Origin of the sequence: Agarivorans sp. DSG3-1 (assembly GCF_046774965.1) — a bacterium.
Lineage (GTDB): Bacteria > Pseudomonadota > Gammaproteobacteria > Enterobacterales > Celerinatantimonadaceae > Agarivorans.
This window is the reverse complement of record NZ_CP177241.1, coordinates 3,745,697-3,764,254: the sequence shown is the minus strand read 5'-3', so window position 1 is coordinate 3,764,254 and position 18,558 is coordinate 3,745,697. Positions and strand designations below refer to the sequence as shown.

Here is an 18,558-nt window from a genome sequence, read left to right as displayed (position 1 = left end):
AGTTTTATAAATGAAAAATAATGATAAATATTCCAAATTTACTAACCGCGTTTAGAATTGTATTAATTCCATTTTTCGTCTTAGCTTTTTACCTTCCTGTAGAGTGGGGCATGCTTGCTGCTGCATTCATTTTTGGTTTAGCAGCTGCAACAGATTATTTAGATGGATACCTAGCGCGTCGCCTAGGCCAAACCACTCCGTTTGGCGCGTTTTTAGACCCCGTTGCAGATAAAGCCATGGTGGTTGCTGCCCTGGTGCTATTGGTTGAGCATTACCAAACATTTTGGATTACCGTGCCTGCGGTAATAATGATTTCTCGCGAGATCATTATTTCAGCTCTACGAGAGTGGATGGCTGAGTTAGGTAAACGCTCAAGCGTAGCTGTGTCTTGGATTGGCAAATATAAAACTGCTGCGCAAATGGCAGCTATTACCGGCCTTACTGCACAAATTGATCCCTTGGTTACCCAAGCAAGTTATGGCTTGTTTTATGTCGCAACCATATTAACTTTATGGTCAATGGTCAGTTATTTAATGCTGGCATGGCCACAATTAAAGCAGAATGGCTAATAAATCGCAGCTTTAGTCTAAAAATCCAACGAACAGTAAGAAACTTGCTAAAAGACAGTTGACGTAAGGATTCTGGCCGCTAAAATGCACAGCACATTCAGCGGCAACGCTGGAGTGTTAAAAAGCCGAACTTGACTAGTTACCTAATTAGCAAGCAAAGCAGAGAAGCGGCACTAGCTCAGTTGGTAGAGCGCAACCTTGCCAAGGTTGAGGTCATCAGTTCGAACCTGATGTGCCGCTCCAATTTAACACAGATAGTATGGCGGGTTGGCAGAGTGGCTATGCAGCGGATTGCAAATCCGTGGACCTCGGTTCGACTCCGGGACCCGCCTCCATTACTATCGAAATTTGTGTCGCCCGGGTGGTGAAATTGGTAGACACAAGGGATTTAAAATCCCTCGTCTGAAAGGACGTGCCGGTTCAAGTCCGGCCCCGGGCACCAACTCTTCTTTGCATTATTCTCCCAGCTTTTCAGCTAACCTTTCATCTGTACTGTGATTCAAACTCTTCTCTAGTTTAGTTGCATCTGTTAATTCACCAATCATGTTCTCTAGACGTAATCTATAGTTAAACGCTAATTCATAGCGCGTAATATGCAGGCTAGTCGTTCACTAAAGAAGCTAATTGGTGCTTGCTAGATCGCTTTTTAAGCACTTGAATCAACTCCCTTAAAAAATCCGTTGACTCATTTCTGTAATACGTTAAAGTACATCTCGCTTTCAGGCCGTAGGCCGATATTGTTAGCAACAAACGTGTCGCCCGGGTGGTGAAATTGGTAGACACAAGGGATTTAAAATCCCTCGTCTGAAAGGACGTGCCGGTTCAAGTCCGGCCCCGGGCACCAGTATTTAGAGTTGAGAATCTCGCTACTGCATAAGCGGTAACAAAAGACTTAATTTGTTAGTCCTTACCAAAGGCTAATGAAGATAGGAATTAGTTAGCACTGCTTCAGTGTTGATTAAAGAATTAAGCGGCACTAGCTCAGTTGGTAGAGCGCAACCTTGCCAAGGTTGAGGTCATCAGTTCGAACCTGATGTGCCGCTCCAAAATTTGTAACGCTGTATGGCGGGTTGGCAGAGTGGCTATGCAGCGGATTGCAAATCCGTGGACCTCGGTTCGACTCCGGGACCCGCCTCCATTACAAAGTAAAGTTTTGCCCGGGTGGTGAAATTGGTAGACACAAGGGATTTAAAATCCCTCGTCTGAAAGGACGTGCCGGTTCAAGTCCGGCCCCGGGCACCAATTCAGAAAACCCAGTAGCATTTGCTACTGGCTTTTTTGGTTTCTAATTCCCACAAAAATTATCCTTTTATTTAGTTTCACTGCTTTGGTGCGCACTAGGTCGATATGCGCCAATTCGGTGCGCAAAGTTTCTTGTAATAACCCATCAAGTACCCAAAACTAGGTACTCATACTTTGGCATAGCGTTTGCTCTATTAACTATGCGACATGAGAGATGTATGGCTTTGCCACATCAAGAGCCGCCACTACAATTTGCAATAGACATCTAGGGTTCCGGCTGCAACGCAGTGTCTGGACCGAGAGTTGTCAACCTCATTACGGGGTTACACGGAGGGATAAAAGCCCGGGAGATGACACTTAAATACGTCTCTCATGTTTTTATTTTAAGTGTACAACCACATTGAGGTGACCATGTTGAACTTAGTTAAATCTCCACTCCGTTCTTTGGCTATAGCAGCCACTATTCTAAGTGCTAGCGTAATGAGCATTTGCTCAGCGCAAGCCGCCGATAAACCTACTTATAAACTTGCGTGGACAATTTACGTGGGCTGGATGCCATGGGATTATGGCGCTGCTTCTGGCATCGTGCAAAAATGGGCTGACAAATACGACATCAATATCGAAGTAGTGCAAGTTAACGACTACATCGAATCTATTAACCAATACACTGCAGGCGGCTTCGACGCTACCGTAATGACTAACATGGATGCCTTAACCATTCCCGCAGCTAGCGGCATTGATTCTACGGCATTAATTGTGGGCGACTTTTCAAACGGTAACGACGGCGTAGTGTTAAAAGGTAATAAGAGCCTAAAAGATCTGAAGGGCGAAAAAGTAAACCTTGTTGAACTCAGCGTTTCTCATTACTTATTAGCACGTGCATTGGAGTCGGTAGGCTTAAAAGAGCGTGACATTAAAGTAGAGAATACTTCCGATGCAGACCTTGTTGCTGCGTTTACCACGTCAGACGTAACGGCAGTAACCACGTGGAATCCACTGCTAAGCGAAATTACCTCTATGCCAGATACCAACATGGTGTTTGACTCATCTAAGATCCCTGGCGAAATTATCGACCTATTAGTCGTGCATACCGATACCCTAAATCAAGATCCTAAATTGGGTAAAGCGCTAACCGGCGCTTGGTACGAAATTATGGCTACCATGTCGGGCAATGACGAAGCAGCAATTAAAGCACGCAGCTTTATGGCCGAAGCATCGGGTACAGATTTAGCGGGTTACGATGCGCAACTGGCCTCTACCAAAATGTTCTACGACGCAAAAGACGCTGTTGATTTCACTAACAGTGCAACCTTGCCATCTACCATGGCTAAAGTGGCTGAGTTTTCTCACCACCACGGCCTACTAGGTGAAGGGGCGCCAGATGCTAGTTTCATTGGTATCGAAACGCCATCAGGTACCTATGGTGACAGCGCTAATGTAAAACTACGCTTTACCTCTGAGTACATGGACATGGCGGTTCAAGGCAAACTATAAGGCCGTTCTATGACTCGACTAATTAATAAAAAGCCTAGCCGAATTACTCGGCTGCTGTTGGGCTTACTTCCTTTCATTGTGTTGATTGTGCTGTACATGATGGCATCGCAAGCCCGTTTGGTAGATAACCCAAATGACAAGCTATTGCCGGCAATGTCTAGCTTTGTAGACGCAATAAACCGCATGGCCTTTGAGCCAAGCAGACGTAGCGGCGAATACTTAATGTTGGCCGATACTTTAGCTAGCTTGAGTCGCTTAGCGATGGGAGTTGGGATTAGCGCTCTGATTGCCTTAATCGTAGGCGTGGCTAACGGTATGGTGCCGTTTGTACGCGCGCCATTATCTCCCTTGGTTACAGCCTTGTCGTTAGTGCCACCCATGGCAATACTACCGATTTTGTTCATTGTGTTTGGTCTGGGTGAGCTATCCAAAGTGATGTTAATCATCATTGGTATTTGTCCAATCATGATCCGTGATTTACAGCTGCGAACCGATGCCTTGCCGCCAGAACAAATTCTTAAAGCACAAACCTTGGGTGCATCAAGCTGGCAAACCATTATTGCCATTGTTGTACCGCAAATACTGCCTAAATTAATTGAAGCAGTGCGTTTAACCCTGGGCAGCGCTTGGCTGTTTTTGATTGCAGCAGAAGCCATTGCCGCTACCGAAGGTTTAGGCTACCGCATCTTTCTGATTCGTCGTTACCTCGCCATGGACGTTATTTTACCTTACGTGCTTTGGATTAGTTTGCTGGCTTTTGTAATGGATTGGTTGTTACGCAAGCTGTCGCAACATGCGTTTACTTGGTACCACACTGCACAAGGAGACGCGTAATGGCTACCCCCATCATACAAGCCAAAGATGTATGGAAAGAATACGGCGACAACGTAGTGTTAGAGCGAATCAACCTGAGTGTAATGGAAGGCGAGTTTGTGAGCATTGTTGGCGCATCTGGCTGTGGTAAGTCTACGTTTTTAAACTTGCTACTGGGCAACGAAAGCGTTAGCCGAGGCAAGTTATTGCTTAATGGTGACATACTACCAAACGAGCCCGGACCTGAGCGCGGTATTGTGTTTCAAAAGTACTCGGTGTTTCCTCACCTAACTGCAGTGCAAAATGTCATGCTAAGTGATGTATTTGCCCAGTCGCTTTTTGTTAGTCGCTTGTTTGGTAAAGCGAAGCAACAAGCCTATACCCAAGCAATGGCGATGTTAGACAAAGTTGGCTTAAGCCACGCGGCACATAAATATCCTGCTGAATTATCGGGTGGTATGCAGCAACGATTAGCCATTGCTCAAGCCTTAATGAAAAAACCAAAAATTTTGTTATTAGACGAACCTTTTGGTGCGTTAGATCCCGGTATTCGTAAGGACATGCACAAGTTAGTGCATCAACTTTGGCAAGAACACAAACTCACTATTTTTATGATTACTCACGACTTATCAGAGGGCTTTAGCCTAGGTAATCGGCTGTGGGTATTTGATAAACACCGTCACGATGCACAGCACCCAGAGCGTTTTGGTGCTCAAGTTACTTACGATATCCCGATTGCAAAAGACATCCAAAATCTGTCTTTTACCGAGGATATGAAACCGATTATCGATGCATCTGTCGCGTAATAAGGACAAATTATGACCTCATCAACCCAAGACATTATTTATCAAGAAACCATCGCAGGAGCGGCTCATTGGTCGGTTACTGTGCCTGCGGGTAAAATCTTACGTTTTATTAATACCAGCGGGAAAGCCAATGTTAGCCTGTTGTTTCACAATCCTAAAGACTTGCTAGAGCGCTACAACGCGCCGGATACGCTTAAGTGTCAGCACACCTTGAAACTGACTAAAGGCAACTGTTTATATTCCGATATGGGCAGAATATTTTGCTCAATCGTTCGAGACGATAGCGGCTGGATAGACAGCGTAGGTGGTTTAGCCAACAAGCAAAAAGTCGCCGCCAAGTGGGGCGAGCGTAGTTATCAAACCCAGAGGAACCAGTGGCTACAAAATGGTTACGACAGCATGTTGGTCGAGCTCGCCAAATACGGCTTAGGCAAGCGTGACATGGCGGCCAACTTAAACTTATTTAGCAAAGTTGCAACAGACGCCGAAGGCAACCTGCAGTTTGATGAACAAGCGAGTAAGGCTGGCGATGTCATTGAGCTGCGTTTCGAAATGGACACATTAGTGCTCATATCTACTTGCCCACATCCAATGAACCCTGCTAGTGATTATCCCAACCATCCAGTAAGCGTAGAAATGTGTCAGGCGGAGAGCGTTAGCCAAGATGATTATTGCCGTAACTTTAGACCAGAGAATGGTCGAGGTTTTGAAAACACTGAACGTTATCGTTGCGAAACAACGCAAGCCAGTTGTTGCGTTGCTTAAGTATTGGGACTAAAAGGAAAAAAATGATGATTAAAACAAGCCAATTAATAGCCGATGACGCCACGCTACGCGATGTAGTTCCAGCCGGTGACTATTACATGAAAGTGCTAAAAGCCGGTCAAACCCTGCGTATCTTAGACTTAGAAGGCAACCAAGCTGCCGATACCCTATTTTATAACGCTAACGATCCTAGCGAACGTTACAGCGCTATGGACACCATTCGTGAACAAGGCAATGTGTATTTAACGGCGGGCACGACCTTAGTGTCAAATCTAGGTCGCGAGATGCTCACCATTACTGCAGATACCTGTGGCCGACACGACACCCTAGGTGGGGCTTGTGCAACCGAGAGCAATACCGTGCGTTACGCCCTAGAGAAAAAGTGCATGCACGCCTGCAGAGACAGTTGGTTATTGGCCGTGGCCGAAAACGATCAATTTGGCTTAACCAAGCGTGATATTACCCACAACATTAACTTCTTTATGAATGTGCCCGTTACTGCCGAAGGCGGTTTGAGCTTTGCCGATGGGATCAGTGGCGCAGGTGAGTACGTTGAAATGCACGCCGAGATGGATGTGATAGTTTTACTGTCTAACTGCCCACAACTTAACAACCCTTGTAACGCCTATAACCCAACACCAGTAGAAATGCTGATATGGGATGCTGCATAAGCAACACGCTCCACATTAAGGCTAGGGACGACCCTAAACACGCCTTTACTAATAAGCCGGGACGACCCGCAGTTCTCAGGTGACACTATGTTCGAAAAAGTATTGATAGCCAACCGCGGCGCGATAGCTTGTCGGATCATTCGAACCCTCAACTCAATGAATATTGCCAGCGTTGCGCTCTACAGCGAAGCCGACGCCGACAGTTTACACATTAGCCAAGCGTCTGAGGCCCATTGCCTAGGCGCGGGCTCAGCCAGCCAAACCTATCTAAATATCGACAAAATTTTTGCCATCGCCAAACAAAGTGGCGCGCAGGCGATTCACCCTGGTTACGGTTTTTTAAGTGAAAACCAAGAATTTGCCCAACGTTGTGAAGAACAAGGTTTGGTATTTCTAGGCCCCACGGCAGAACAAATGAATGCCTTTGGCCTAAAACATCGAGCGCGTGAATTAGCCGAGCAAGCCAAGGTGCCTTTATTACCAGGCAGCGGCTTGTTAGATGATTGCGAACAAGCACTTAGCTGTGCCGAGGAGCTGGGTTACCCGGTTATGCTAAAAAGTACTGCCGGTGGTGGTGGTATTGGTATGCAGCGCTGCGACAGTGCAGAGCAACTAAGCCAAGCATTCGACAGTGTTAAACGCCTTAGCGAGAACAACTTTAGTAATGCAGGTTTGTTCTTAGAAAAATTTATTACTCAAGCACGCCACATAGAAGTGCAAGTGTTTGGTAACGGCGAAGGTGAAGTACTCACCCTGGGCGAACGAGATTGTTCAGCGCAGCGCCGCAACCAAAAAGTAATTGAAGAAACCCCAGCACCCAACTTAAGCCAGGCCACTCGAGAACAGCTACAGCAAACTGCTAAACAACTCACCCAAAGTGTTAATTACCGCAGTGCAGGTACCGTAGAGTTTGTATTTGACCAGCAAAGCCAAGCCTTTTACTTTTTAGAAGTTAATACCCGCCTGCAGGTAGAGCATGGCGTTACCGAGATGGTATTTGGCGTAGATTTAGTCAAGTGGATGATTGAGCTGGGTTTTGCTCAGTCGTGTAATAAAAACTATCCGCTAAGTGACAAAGCCGAGGGCTTACAACCCACAGGTCACGCGATACAAGTGCGTTTGTATGCCGAAGATCCAAATAAAGATTTCCAGCCTAACGCGGGTTTATTAAGCCATGTTAGTTGGCCAAAGGCAGAAGAACTAGGTTTAGCCAGCGATGAGCAACTGCGGATTGATCACTGGATAGAAAGTGGCGTAGAAGTCTCACCGTTTTTTGACCCCATGTTAGCTAAAGTGCAGTTTCATGGAGCAGATAGAGACACAGCCATCGCCGGCTTAGCTCGCTCGCTTGCTAGCTGCCAAGTGTATGGCATTGAGCACAACTTAGCGTACTTGCAGCAGTTGCTTAAACTGCCCGCACTTCAACAAGGTACTTTGCTTACCTCTAGCTTAAACAGCTTTGCCTACAAGCCAAATACTATTGATGTATTAAGCGCAGGTACGCAAACCACTATTCAAGATTATCCCGCTCGCACGGGTTACTGGGATATTGGCGTACCGCCATCAGGCCCAATGGATGCGCAAAGCTTTCAGCTTCTTAATAAGCTATTAGGTAATCCAAGTGATGCCGCTGGTTTAGAGATTACCCTGCAAGGGCCAACACTTAAGTTTAATCAAGACAGCTTGGTAGCAATAGGTGGCGCCGATATAGAGATTAGTTTAGATGGCCAAAGCCGCGCGATGTGGCAAGTATTTAAAGTAAGCGCCGGCCAAAGCTTGGCATTAGGTAAAGTGAGCGATGCTGGTGCTCGAGCTTACCTCGCGATTAGTGGCGGCTTCCAATGTCCTGAATACTTAGGCAGTAAATCTACCTTCACTCTAGGTCAGTTTGGCGGGCATGCGGGTCGGGCGTTACGCAGCGGAGACGTATTACAACTGCCTGTGATTAACGATGTTAAGCACCTAAATGAATTTATAGTGGGTCGAGCGTTAGAGCAAACGCCCAGTATTCAGAAACATTGGACTATTCACGTTATTTACGGCCCGCATGGTGCGCCTGATTTTTTTACCGATGACGATATTACGCAGTTTTTTGCTGCCAAGTGGAAAGTGCACTTTAACTCGAGTCGCACAGGCGTACGTTTAATTGGGCCAAAACCTGAATGGGCACGCACAGACGGCGGAGAAGCTGGCTTGCATCCGTCTAACATTCACGACAATGCTTATGCCGTTGGCAGCATTGATTTTACTGGCGATATGCCGGTTATTTTGGGGCCCGATGGCCCAAGCCTAGGTGGCTTTGTTTGTCCGGCTACCATCATTAAAGCTGACTTGTGGAAAATGGGTCAACTTAAAGCGGGTGACGAAATAAGCTTTATTCCGGTCACTATTCCACAAGCCGAACAAGCAGAGCGTCAGCAGCTAGAATGCATTAGCCTAGGCAAAGCTTACAATACTGCCATTGATGCTTCGCCTATTACTACTCCGATTGTTAAAACCTTGGCCGCTGAGTTATATGGCGAAAAAGTGGTTTACCGCCCAGCGGGTGAAGATTATTTACTGATTGAATATGGCCCGCAACGCTTAGATATTGCACTGCGTTTTCGGGTGCATGCTTTAATGCTTAAGTTACAAGAACTGGCGATAAGCGGCATTCAAGAATTAACCCCGGGCATTCGCTCGTTGCAGGTGCATTACAACAACCTTGAGATCCCCCTAAGCAAGCTGCTCGACATTCTTGAACAAGTAGAAGCAAGCCTTGGTGATATTAATCAGCTCAGTGTGCCTGCTCGGGTTGTTCATTTACCCTTGTCGTGGGACGACGAAGCCACCCGATTGGCTATTCAAAAGTACAACGATGTAGTCAGAAAAGACGCGCCGTGGTGCCCCGATAACATCGAGTTTATTCGCCGCATTAACGGCCTAGATACTGTTGAACAAGTAAAAGACATTGTATTTAACGCCAATTACTTAGTCATGGGGTTGGGCGATGTATACCTTGGCGCACCCGTCGCTACGCCAATTGATCCACGCCACCGCTTGGTCACCACTAAATACAATCCCGCGCGCACCTGGACACCAGAAAATGCGGTAGGTATTGGCGGTGCATATTTGTGTGTATATGGCATGGAAGGGCCGGGTGGTTATCAGTTTGTGGGGCGTACTCTACAGATGTGGAATCGCTATCGCACTACCACTGAGTTTACTAAACCTTGGTTGCTGCGCTTTTTCGATCAAATTAAGTTTTACCCAGTGAGTGCGGACGAGCTTAAGCAAATTCGTAAAGACTTCCCGCGGGGCGATTACCCACTAAAAATTGAAGAAACAGCGTTTAGCTTAAAGGGTTATCAAGCCTTGCTAGATGAACAGCAAGAAAGCATTCAAGCCTTTAAGTTAAACCAACAAGTCGCCTTTGAAGCAGAGCGTCAGCGCTGGGAAGAAACAGGCCAAGCCAATTTTGTGGCTGAACAACTTAACGAACAAACCGGCACCGACGATGTATTAGAAGATTCGGAACTCGCTATCGAGAGCCACGTAGCCGGAAACCTATGGCAAGTAATGGTAGAGCCTGGGCAAAGCGTTAAATCTGGCCAGGTGGTGGCAGTGTTAGAAGCAATGAAAATGGAACTAGAAGTGACTGCGCCTTCAAACGGAGTAATAAAACAGTTGAACCAAATTCAAGGTTCCCAAGTTCACGCAGGGCAGCGCCTAATGGTTATGGAGACCGAATAACATGACAACAAGTACCTACACTATTTCGCAGTTGCGCGAAGCTTACCTAAGCAAACAGTTTAGCGCTAAGCAATATTTAGAGCAGCAGTTAGCAGCAGTGAAAAGCGACATTAACAACTGCTGGATATCTACCATAAGTGAGCAACAATTAGCCGACTATTTAGCCGCGCTAGAGCAGCAAGATATTGCCGAGTTACCTTTATATGGCGTGCCGTTTGCGATTAAAGACAATATTGATCTAGCAGCATTGCCAACTACCGCAGGCTGTAAAGAATATAGCTACCAACCCAGTGACAGTGCCTTTGTGGTGAAACAACTTATTGCAGCTGGTGCGGTGCCTTTGGGTAAAACCAACTTAGACCAGTTTGCTACAGGTTTAGTCGGTACTCGCAGCCCTTGGGGAGCAGTTAAAAACAGCTTTGATCCAAGCATGATTTCTGGTGGCTCTAGCTCAGGCAGTGCGGTAAGCGTAGCCAAAGGGCAAGTGTGTTTTTCATTAGGTACCGACACCGCAGGCTCTGGCCGGGTGCCCGCAGCGCTCAATAATATTCTTGGCTTAAAAGCCACCAAAGGTTTGCTTAGTTGCAGCGGTGTAGTGCCAGCTTGTAAAAGCCTAGATTGTGTCACCTTGTTTGCCCATACCAGTGATGATTTAAACTTGCTGCTGGACGTAGCTGGCCAGTACGACGCCGATGATTGTTACGCAAGGCCAAACCAACAAGCTAATCAAAGCCAGTACTATCAGCCTTTGCAGGAGTTAACTTCACTCAAAATTGGAGTACCCAAAGCTAGCAACCTGGCGTTTTTCGATAACCCAGAAACAGAAAAGTTGTTTGGACAAAGCCTCAAACAGCTAGAGCGTTTAGGCGCAGAGTTAGTAGAAATTGATTTTGAACCATTCCTAGCAGCCGCTAAATTGCTTTACGAAGGCCCATGGGTGGCCGAGCGTTATGCCGCTATTCAAGAGTTTTTTGAAAAAGATCCAAGCCAATGTTTACCGGTTATTCAAACCATTATTGGCGGCGCTACAAAGCACAATGCGGTGGATGCCTTTAAGGCCTTCTATCAACTGCAAGCCTATAAAGTGGTCTGTGACGAGCTAGTTAAACAAGTAGATGCAATTGTTACCCCAACAGCGGGCAGTAGTTATAGCATTGCCCAATTACAAGAAGATCCCATTCAACTTAACTCCAATATGGGCTACTACACCAACTTTATGAACTTGCTGGACTACAGCGCGATATCGGTACCTGCCGGTTTTTACCAAAACCAGCAAGGTAATACTCAAAGCTTCGGTATAACCCTGTTTAGCGATGCTTATTGCGACAGAAAGATCCTCAGCATGGCGGCACTTGTCCAACAAGATAATGGCTTTAACTTAGGTGCAAGCAAACAAGCGTTACCGGCACTGCAAACCCCAGAAAGCGTAGAGGATGATTACATGGACCTAGCAGTGTGTGGTGCTCACTTGTCAGGTTTACCCCTTAACTTTCAGCTTACCGAGCGAGCAGGGCAATTAGTTAAAGCTACTCAAAGCGCCAGCGCCTACAAGTTATATGCTTTAGCTGGTGGGCCACCCGCACGCCCCGGTATGATTCGTGATGAAGAACATGGCGTAGCCATAGAAGTAGAAGTATGGCGCTTACCCAAACAGCACCTTGGTAGCTTCTTGCAAGGCATTCCGCACCCTCTAGGCTTAGGCAAAATTGAGTTAGCCGATGGAAGCTGGGTAAATAGCTTTATCTGTGAAGGCTACGCAACGACCACAGCCAAAGATGTTAGCGAATTTGGCGGCTGGCGAGCGTACATGGCTAGCTTGTAAGCATTTTTTCGCTCATTAACATATCAAAGAAAGCACTGTTTTTTTACAGTGCTTTCTATTTTTCAAAAGTGGTGTCTCTTCTAGCTTTTGGTTTTTTGTCTACAGTTCAACACTGACATTTGCGGCAACAAACATTTCGAACATCAAAGCGACGAAAATCCAAGTGAAACTATTTTACATGGATCTTCACCGACTGCTGTGGAAACACTTTTAACGACCATTGTTGAGCGAGTTAATATGCAAACGTTTATTCGTGCGTCGTCACTATGCAGATACTATACTAAATCAATCCATTCTTAGGTTAACTCCTCCTGGACAGTTTTATCCCTTGCGCTCAATGAGGCGAGCCAAACTGTCACAGCGGGCGTTGATTATGTTCGACATAACGATTTGCCTCGCTAGCGCTGATACGGTTCTACGCCACAATACACGGTGTCGGGTCCAGCGATATTTGGATACCTGTCAGTTTGAAACACGCATTGAAGCTGAACTACCTAGGGCCGCCAATAATAGCCGCTATACAGAGCTGTTTGAAACTTGTGTTACAGAGATGCGTAAAGTCAGACCCTTATACGTGGTAAGTAAAACTTTTCTGTCTATTTAGGAGTTATGTGGTCGTTATAAAGTGCCAGCTCCGAATTAGACGCATCACTGGTGTGAATATTGAACAGTTGTTTAAACCTTTGACTACATGTAGAGTGACTGTGTCGCTGTTTATTGAGAATGATAATTGAAGCACTCTCAATATGACGAAGTTTGGTGAAAAACGCAGTTTATCAATAGAAAACGAGCTTTTTTAATTAAATTTTAACGACACCGTAGCAACGCAGGCCTTAGTACATAGCCTGCGTCGAGACAGGTAACGTCCGTCTGCTACCCAGGTAAGGATAATCAGCCGACATGCATTGCATAGAGCAAGCAACCTTGTTTTCCCGCAGCAGAATATGGCAATTACAACGCGACTACTTTAACCAAGCTGGCATTAATGCCTGGCGCAGCGGTGAAGTACCGCACTACATCACCAGCAACCCGGTCATGGGCAAAACCTACGCTGAGCTGGTGCTAGCCCTGTTACGGGATTTAAGCCTAAAAGGCCACACCGAAGAGCCGGTGTATTTATTAGAACTCGGCGCTGGCCACGGCCGTTTGTGTTACCACTTTTTTAAACACTTCGAAAAATTCTACAATAACAGCGCCATGCCCTTACCACCGTTTTGTTATGTCCTCAGTGACTTTACCGAAACCAATTTAGATTTTTGGCGCGGCCACCCACGCTTGCAACCTTATTATGACAAAGGCTGGCTCGACTACTGCTTGTACGATGTCGAGTCCACCACCAACCTAAACCTGCAATACTCAAATAAGCAGATTCAACCTAACAGCCTGGTGCAACCGATCCTCGCCGTCGGTAATTACTTTTTAGATACCATCCCGCAAGATCTGTTTAAAGTTGAAAACGGCACGCTCAGCCATACCTTGCTGAGCTTGCACAGCGAAACCAACGTTGCTCAAGAGGCAAACAAAGAACAAAAAACCGAAACAGAAAACTCAGACCAAGAAGGAAGCGCCGCGCAGAAAATAGACACCTTACACCTAGAGTATGCTTACCACCCCATTAGCGACACCGAACTGGCCTATGAAGATGAACCTGAATTAAACCGTCTGCTGGAAACCTACCGCGAAACACTCAGCGACAGCCACGTACTATTACCCCACATCGGTTTGCGTTGCCTTACTCGCCTGCAAAATTTATCGCAACAGGGCTTAGTGTTACTCACCGCCGACAAAGGCGAACACCACCTCAGTAACCTAGACCATAACCCTGCACCGGGGCTGGTCACCCACGGCAGTTTTTCACTCACGGTGAACTACCACGCCTTACAACAGGTGTGCACCAATAAAGGTGGTTTAGCCTTGTTCCCATTGCACCAACAAGCCAGCCTCGACCTCGGTTGCCTATTGTTTTTACCAGACGCCCATAGTTTTATAGAAACTCGTAATGCCTATGAGCGTTTCGTAGCCGACTATGGCCCCGACGATTATTTCAGTTTAAAGAAACTGGTAGAACCTTCTTTTGAAACTGCAAATTACCGAGACATTCTCGCGGTTACCCGCCTCAGTGGTTGCGACGCACGCATATTTGTACAAATGCTGCCACGGCTATTTGAAATTTTACCAACCATCAGCGACAACGAACGTTGGAACCTGCTACGGCTGATCCCTAAATTGTGGGATACCTACTACCCCCTGGCCGAAGCCGACGACTTCGCCGACGACCTTGGCAACGTATTGATGACGTTGCACTTTTTCAATGAGGCGATTTTATACTTTGAACAATCAATCAACATCTACGGCACAACCGGAGACGGTCTTTACAAGATTGCCTTGTGCCAATGCTTAACCGGTGAGGTGAAGGCAGCCGCGGGTAATGTTAAGCATTTGCTAAAGGCAAACCCAAACGAAGAAGCGTTGCAAGCATTGGTTGCCTTGATCGATGAGTTTGAACTTGAGGTTGATATCGCGTTTGAGAGTGAGGTTAAAAGTGAGGTTGAACTTGAGCCGGATGGTTGAAATTGGAAACCTATGCTTCCTCCAAACAGAAAAGCGAACCAAAGCTTTTAAAAATGAAATGTCCCGTGCTGGGAAATCAATACACCGACTCACTGAAATGAAAAACACGGCTAAGGTGAAAGTATGAAGGAAGCAAAAATAAAGCAACCGCAACCAAACGCGCAACAACAGAACCAACCAACGCAACAGCACGCTTCTGCCGAACAAGTTGGTGGCAGCGCCGGTAAAAAAGCGAGTGAGCTAGGTTTCGCGTTACAATCGCCCCAAAGTAAAAAGCTGGCTCAATTTCAAGCGATGGCAAACAGCAGCCCACAGCAACAAAAGATTCAAAGCGTTGCCAATCACATTCATAACAGCTCGCGTATGCATGCGCAGCAAAAACGAGTAGCAGGCATTCAAAGTGGTTTGAATAATGGTAATGGGGCAGTGCAGCAGCAAGCACCAGAAACGTCGTTGTTAGAAAACGTACCAACCACACAGTTAAAAACCGAGCCGCTCGCTGATACAAAAAAAGAACCGGCTTTAACAAGCCCTACTCAGTTAAGAGAAAAACCAAAACAGGAAAACAACACTGGCTTACCCGATACGCTGAAAACCGGCATCGAGAATTTATCTGGCATGAGTATGGACGATGTGAAGGTACATTATAACTCTAGCAAGCCAGCGCAGTTACAGGCGCATGCTTATGCGCAGGGCAGTGATATTCACTTAGGTGCGGGGCAGGAGAAGCATTTACCGCATGAGGCTTGGCATGTGGTTCAGCAAAAGCAGGGGCGGGTGAGGCCGACATTGCAGATGAAGGGTGGAGTGAATGTAAATGATGATGAGGGGTTGGAGCGAGAAGCGGATGTGATGGGGGGTAGGGCATTGCAGAGGCAAAGTTCAAGTACAGACCAAAAACGGTATCCAAAACTGGATGAACGATCGGCACGAGTAAAAATATGGAATCATCGTAATGAAAATGATGAGAAAATTCGCGCCATGCTTGTTGAGGAATTTGGAGAACTCCAAGTCAAGACATATAGTCTAAGCAAAAGAAGATTGCGGGAGTTAAAGACAGAAGATAAAGCCACAATAACTGACCCCACCCCGGACAAAAAGCAAGAGACTAAGAGCCAACCACACCTATTGTTTGGAAAGAAGTGGGACATATCCGATCTCGAGAAAAATGATCTTCTCTCACCTGAAGACAGGCTAAAGGTCATATCAATACTTGATACAGTGAATGGCGGCAATCGAAAAGCCCACCATGGGCATCTTTATACAGGTAAAACTCACATTTTCACCATGGACATAACCAACTTCCAAAACCAGCGCGGCGGACGAGGCGACGCGCGACTAGAATTCAACGGCAATACGAAAAAGTTGAGAGTGGTTGATCATGAGGGAAACAGTAAACTATAAATCAACAATAATTAAAAAAATTAAGAATAAAAGAATAAAAGGGGTCAGAGTCACTTTATATTGCCTACACTGAGCTAAACATCTTGCTTTAGGTAATAGAATGGCGCGAAAACTTCGTGTTTCTTATCCCGGTGTGGTGGAGCACATCATTCAGCGCGGCAATAATCGCCAAATTATTTTTGCTAACGACGAAGATATGCAAGCCTATGTTGCTTGGTTAAAGCAATATGCCAAGCAGTATCAAGTGGCTATTCATGCTTGGGTATTAATGACTAATCACGTCCATCTACTCTGCACACCTTCAACAGCAACGGGCATTTCAACAATGATGCAGTCGCTAGGGCGGATGTATGTGTTGTATTTTAATCGTCGCTACCAGCGCACTGGTACCTTGTGGGAGGGGCGTTTTAAGTCTTGCTTAATCAAAGAATAAAAGGGGTCAGAGTCACTTTATATTGCCTACACTGAGCTAAACATCTTGCTTTAGGTAATAGAATGGCGCGAAAACTTCGTGTTTCTTATCCCGGTGTGGTGGAGCACATCATTCAGCGTGGCAATAATCGCCAAATTATTTTTGCTAACGACGAAGATATGCAAGCCTATGTTGCTTGGTTAAAGCAATATACCAAGCAGTATCAAGTGGCTATTCATGCTTGGGTATTAATGACTAATCACGTCCATCTACTCTGCACACCTTCAACAGCAACGGGCATTTCAACAATGATGCAGTCGCTAGGGCGGATGTATGTGTTGTATTTTAATCGTCGCTACCAGCGCACTGGTACCTTGTGGGAGGGGCGTTTTAAGTCTTGCTTAATCGAGAGTGAAGCGTATTTCATGCAGGTAAGCAGATACATAGAGCTAAACCCTGTGCGCGCGAGCATGGTTAAAGACCCAGCCGATTACTCTTGGTCTAGTTACCAGTGTAATGCACTAGGAAAACGTAGCAGCTTGCTGAGTGAGCATGAGCTATATATGCGTTTAGGTCGCTTGCCTGCTGCGCGGCAAAGTGCTTATCGCGCTTTGTTTGCCACTCATATAGAAGGAAAGCTACTCAATGATATTCGCCAAGCAACGCATAAAGGCTTGGCATTAGGTAGTGAACAGTTTAAACAGGAAATAGAAACGCTAACGGGTCTACGGGTAACAGAAGGTATGCGCGGTAGGCGAGAAGGGTGGCGAAAGCATGTCGATTAAGTTAAATAAAGTGACTCTGACCCCTTTTATTTTGACCCCTTTTATTTCTTTTATTCACAATAGATTTTCCTAATTTTGGACAAGGTGGAGCAACACAGGTGATAACTAACCAAGAAATAAAAGTTGACGTTATAACCGACTTGAAAGGTAAAGGGATCGAAGATGTTCAGTGAAGTAAATCACCCTAAGAAAGTAAGAGTTATCTCAGGACTAAAACGCTTCTATACCGAAGGGTATATTTACTGGAGCAACGAGAACTTAGAAAAATTATTTGGAGGAGAGCTGTCTGACATAGACATGTTACTTTTACAAGACTTGCAAGAAAAAGGGTTTATTTCCATGAAGTGTGACGAAGAGTGTTGTATCGAAGTATTGAGGAAAATTAAATAAGACACCCATAATTATGGCGAAATATTCGTCACTCTTCTACGCTTAAGTAACGTTTTAGCGTGGAGTTGTTGTTATGCCTCAGCCTAGAAAATCGCAAGTAAGTTTGGATGATACGCCTTATTACCACTGTGTTTCCCGCTGCGTACGTCGGGCGTATTTGTGCGGTGAGGATAAGCAAACAGGCAAGAGCTATGCGCATCGCCGCCAATGGGTAGAAGACTATTTACTAAATCTGGCACAGGTGTTTGCCATTGATGTGTGCGCTTATGCGGTCATGAGCAATCACACGCATATCGTACTGCATGTGAATCAACAGCACGCCAAGGCTTGGTCTATACAAGAAGTCCTTGAGCGCTGGCATAGTTTGCACAAGGGCACCTTACTAACCCAAATGTATGTAAACCCAGAGCGGCGTAGCCAACTAGATGCAAGCCAACTCCAGTGTGTTAACGATAGTGCCGAAGTTTACCGCCAACGTCTCTATGACTTAAGTTGGTTTATGCGCCAACTCAATGAACATATTGCTAGAGAAGCCAATAAAGAAGACCAATGCACGGGAAGGTTTTGGGAGGGGCGCTTTAAATCCCAAGCTTTGCTCGATGAAGCAGCCCTAATGGCCTGTATGGCTTATGTTGATTTAAACCCCGTTAGGGCGAAAATGGACACAACGCCCGAATCCTCTAAACACACCAGTGTTAAGTTAAGAGCGAAAGCCGTACAGCAAAAAAAAGCCCAACCTAAAGCGCTGTTTCCCTTTGTGGGTAATCCCAGAAACACCATGCCACAAGGCTTACCTTTTCAGCTGCACCATTATTTGGAATTGGTTGATAGCACTGGCCGTATTGTTCGAGAAGACAAACGAGGCCACCTAAGCCTAAAGGCTAGCCCCATTATGCAACGCTTAGGCATAGCTGCAGAGCAATGGCTTAGTTTAAGTTGCGAGTTTGAACAGCACTTTTCAGGCGCGGTGGGTAAAGAGCGCTTATTACGGAAATACTACCAACACCTCGGCCATAAGCGCACCACAGGTTTAGGTCTAAGTCGCTGCTTGCTAAGCAGTGCTTAATTTTCTTCATTCGTTT

Annotated in this window: 13 protein-coding genes, 7 tRNA genes, 1 pseudogene and 1 riboswitch; all 21 genes and pseudogenes read left to right on the top strand. The window is 45.9% G+C overall.

The genetic code is table 11. The features are described from left to right. Nucleotides 1-17 precede the first annotated feature (17 nt). Nucleotides 18-569 carry a CDP-diacylglycerol--glycerol-3-phosphate 3-phosphatidyltransferase gene (pgsA, locus tag ACLD71_RS17490; protein WP_201798767.1) on the top strand — a complete coding sequence of 184 codons (552 nt, stop codon included), beginning with the start codon at nucleotides 18-20 and terminating at the stop codon, nucleotides 567-569. A gap of 167 nt (nucleotides 570-736) precedes the next feature. Next, nucleotides 737-812: transfer RNA gene (locus ACLD71_RS17485), tRNA-Gly, on the top strand. An 18-nt stretch (nucleotides 813-830) separates the two neighbouring features. Further along, nucleotides 831-904, top strand: a tRNA-Cys gene (locus ACLD71_RS17480). Nucleotides 905-924: 20 nt separating this feature from the next. Next, nucleotides 925-1,011, top strand: a tRNA-Leu gene (locus ACLD71_RS17475). A 315-nt stretch (nucleotides 1,012-1,326) separates the two neighbouring features. Further along, nucleotides 1,327-1,413: transfer RNA gene (locus tag ACLD71_RS17470), tRNA-Leu, on the top strand. Between the two features lie 126 nt (nucleotides 1,414-1,539). Continuing rightward, a tRNA-Gly gene (locus ACLD71_RS17465) sits at nucleotides 1,540-1,615 on the top strand. An 18-nt stretch (nucleotides 1,616-1,633) separates the two neighbouring features. Next, a tRNA-Cys gene (locus ACLD71_RS17460) sits at nucleotides 1,634-1,707 on the top strand. A 17-nt stretch (nucleotides 1,708-1,724) separates the two neighbouring features. Further along, a tRNA-Leu gene (locus ACLD71_RS17455) sits at nucleotides 1,725-1,811 on the top strand. A gap of 254 nt (nucleotides 1,812-2,065) precedes the next feature. Next, a riboswitch (guanidine-I (ykkC/yxkD leader) is annotated at nucleotides 2,066-2,163 on the top strand. Nucleotides 2,164-2,222: 59 nt separating this feature from the next. Next, nucleotides 2,223-3,305 (top strand): putative urea ABC transporter substrate-binding protein, encoded by a 1,083-nt coding sequence (locus ACLD71_RS17450; protein WP_411991498.1) that lies wholly within the window; start codon nucleotides 2,223-2,225, stop codon nucleotides 3,303-3,305. 9 nt (nucleotides 3,306-3,314) lie between these two features. Then, on the top strand, nucleotides 3,315-4,139 hold the full coding sequence (locus ACLD71_RS17445) for an ABC transporter permease (RefSeq protein ID WP_137674760.1): 825 nt from the start codon (nucleotides 3,315-3,317) through the stop codon (nucleotides 4,137-4,139). After that, nucleotides 4,139-4,924 (top strand): ABC transporter ATP-binding protein, encoded by a 786-nt coding sequence (locus tag ACLD71_RS17440; protein ID WP_411991497.1) that lies wholly within the window; start codon nucleotides 4,139-4,141, stop codon nucleotides 4,922-4,924. Before ACLD71_RS17445 ends, ACLD71_RS17440 begins: the two co-directional genes overlap by 1 nt. A gap of 12 nt (nucleotides 4,925-4,936) precedes the next feature. Then, on the top strand, nucleotides 4,937-5,689 hold the full coding sequence (locus ACLD71_RS17435) for an urea amidolyase associated protein UAAP1 (protein WP_411991496.1): 753 nt from the start codon (nucleotides 4,937-4,939) through the stop codon (nucleotides 5,687-5,689). A gap of 23 nt (nucleotides 5,690-5,712) precedes the next feature. Further along, entirely contained in the window at nucleotides 5,713-6,360 is a 648-nt protein-coding gene (locus tag ACLD71_RS17430; protein ID WP_411991495.1) for an urea amidolyase associated protein UAAP2, read from the top strand. An 87-nt stretch (nucleotides 6,361-6,447) separates the two neighbouring features. Beyond that, on the top strand, nucleotides 6,448-10,092 hold the full coding sequence (gene uca, locus ACLD71_RS17425; protein ID WP_411991494.1) for an urea carboxylase: 3,645 nt from the start codon (nucleotides 6,448-6,450) through the stop codon (nucleotides 10,090-10,092). Between the two features lies 1 nt (nucleotide 10,093). Beyond that, nucleotides 10,094-11,914, top strand: coding sequence for an allophanate hydrolase (atzF, locus tag ACLD71_RS17420; RefSeq protein ID WP_411991493.1), 1,821 nt, complete (start codon nucleotides 10,094-10,096; stop codon nucleotides 11,912-11,914). A 900-nt stretch (nucleotides 11,915-12,814) separates the two neighbouring features. After that, nucleotides 12,815-14,485 carry a hypothetical protein gene (locus tag ACLD71_RS17415; protein WP_411991492.1) on the top strand — a complete coding sequence of 557 codons (1,671 nt, stop codon included), beginning with the start codon at nucleotides 12,815-12,817 and terminating at the stop codon, nucleotides 14,483-14,485. Between the two features lie 123 nt (nucleotides 14,486-14,608). Next, a complete protein-coding gene (locus ACLD71_RS17410) occupies nucleotides 14,609-15,889 on the top strand; it encodes a DUF4157 domain-containing protein (RefSeq protein ID WP_411991491.1) in 1,281 nt (426 codons plus the stop codon). Between the two features lie 100 nt (nucleotides 15,890-15,989). Then, nucleotides 15,990-16,316 (top strand): annotated as a pseudogene (locus ACLD71_RS17405) (transposase); the annotation flags it as partial. A gap of 68 nt (nucleotides 16,317-16,384) precedes the next feature. Beyond that, nucleotides 16,385-17,086, top strand: coding sequence for a transposase (locus ACLD71_RS17400; RefSeq protein WP_411991490.1), 702 nt, complete (start codon nucleotides 16,385-16,387; stop codon nucleotides 17,084-17,086). A 162-nt stretch (nucleotides 17,087-17,248) separates the two neighbouring features. Further along, complete coding sequence (locus ACLD71_RS17395; RefSeq protein WP_411991489.1) at nucleotides 17,249-17,476, top strand: hypothetical protein; 228 nt, start codon at nucleotides 17,249-17,251, stop codon at nucleotides 17,474-17,476. A 73-nt stretch (nucleotides 17,477-17,549) separates the two neighbouring features. Further along, nucleotides 17,550-18,542, top strand: a complete 993-nt coding sequence (locus tag ACLD71_RS17390) for a transposase (protein WP_411991488.1) — start codon at nucleotides 17,550-17,552, stop codon at nucleotides 18,540-18,542. Nucleotides 18,543-18,558: the final 16 nt, after the last annotated feature.

Excerpts from the sequence above, each read along its gene's own strand:
- ACLD71_RS17450 (WP_411991498.1), top strand. The coding sequence starts at position 2,223 with ATGTTGAACTTAGTTAAATCTCCACTCCGTTCTTTGGCTATAGCAGCC.
- ACLD71_RS17445 (WP_137674760.1), top strand. The coding sequence starts at position 3,315 with ATGACTCGACTAATTAATAAAAAGCCTAGCCGAATTACTCGGCTGCTG.
- ACLD71_RS17440 (WP_411991497.1), top strand. The coding sequence starts at position 4,139 with ATGGCTACCCCCATCATACAAGCCAAAGATGTATGGAAAGAATACGGC.
- ACLD71_RS17435 (WP_411991496.1), top strand. The coding sequence starts at position 4,937 with ATGACCTCATCAACCCAAGACATTATTTATCAAGAAACCATCGCAGGA.
- ACLD71_RS17430 (WP_411991495.1), top strand. The coding sequence starts at position 5,713 with ATGATGATTAAAACAAGCCAATTAATAGCCGATGACGCCACGCTACGC.
- uca (WP_411991494.1), top strand. The coding sequence starts at position 6,448 with ATGTTCGAAAAAGTATTGATAGCCAACCGCGGCGCGATAGCTTGTCGG.
- atzF (WP_411991493.1), top strand. The coding sequence starts at position 10,094 with ATGACAACAAGTACCTACACTATTTCGCAGTTGCGCGAAGCTTACCTA.
- ACLD71_RS17415 (WP_411991492.1), top strand. The coding sequence starts at position 12,815 with ATGCATTGCATAGAGCAAGCAACCTTGTTTTCCCGCAGCAGAATATGG.
- ACLD71_RS17410 (WP_411991491.1), top strand. The coding sequence starts at position 14,609 with ATGAAGGAAGCAAAAATAAAGCAACCGCAACCAAACGCGCAACAACAG.
- ACLD71_RS17400 (WP_411991490.1), top strand. The coding sequence starts at position 16,385 with ATGGCGCGAAAACTTCGTGTTTCTTATCCCGGTGTGGTGGAGCACATC.
- ACLD71_RS17395 (WP_411991489.1), top strand. The coding sequence starts at position 17,249 with ATGTTCAGTGAAGTAAATCACCCTAAGAAAGTAAGAGTTATCTCAGGA.
- ACLD71_RS17390 (WP_411991488.1), top strand. The coding sequence starts at position 17,550 with ATGCCTCAGCCTAGAAAATCGCAAGTAAGTTTGGATGATACGCCTTAT.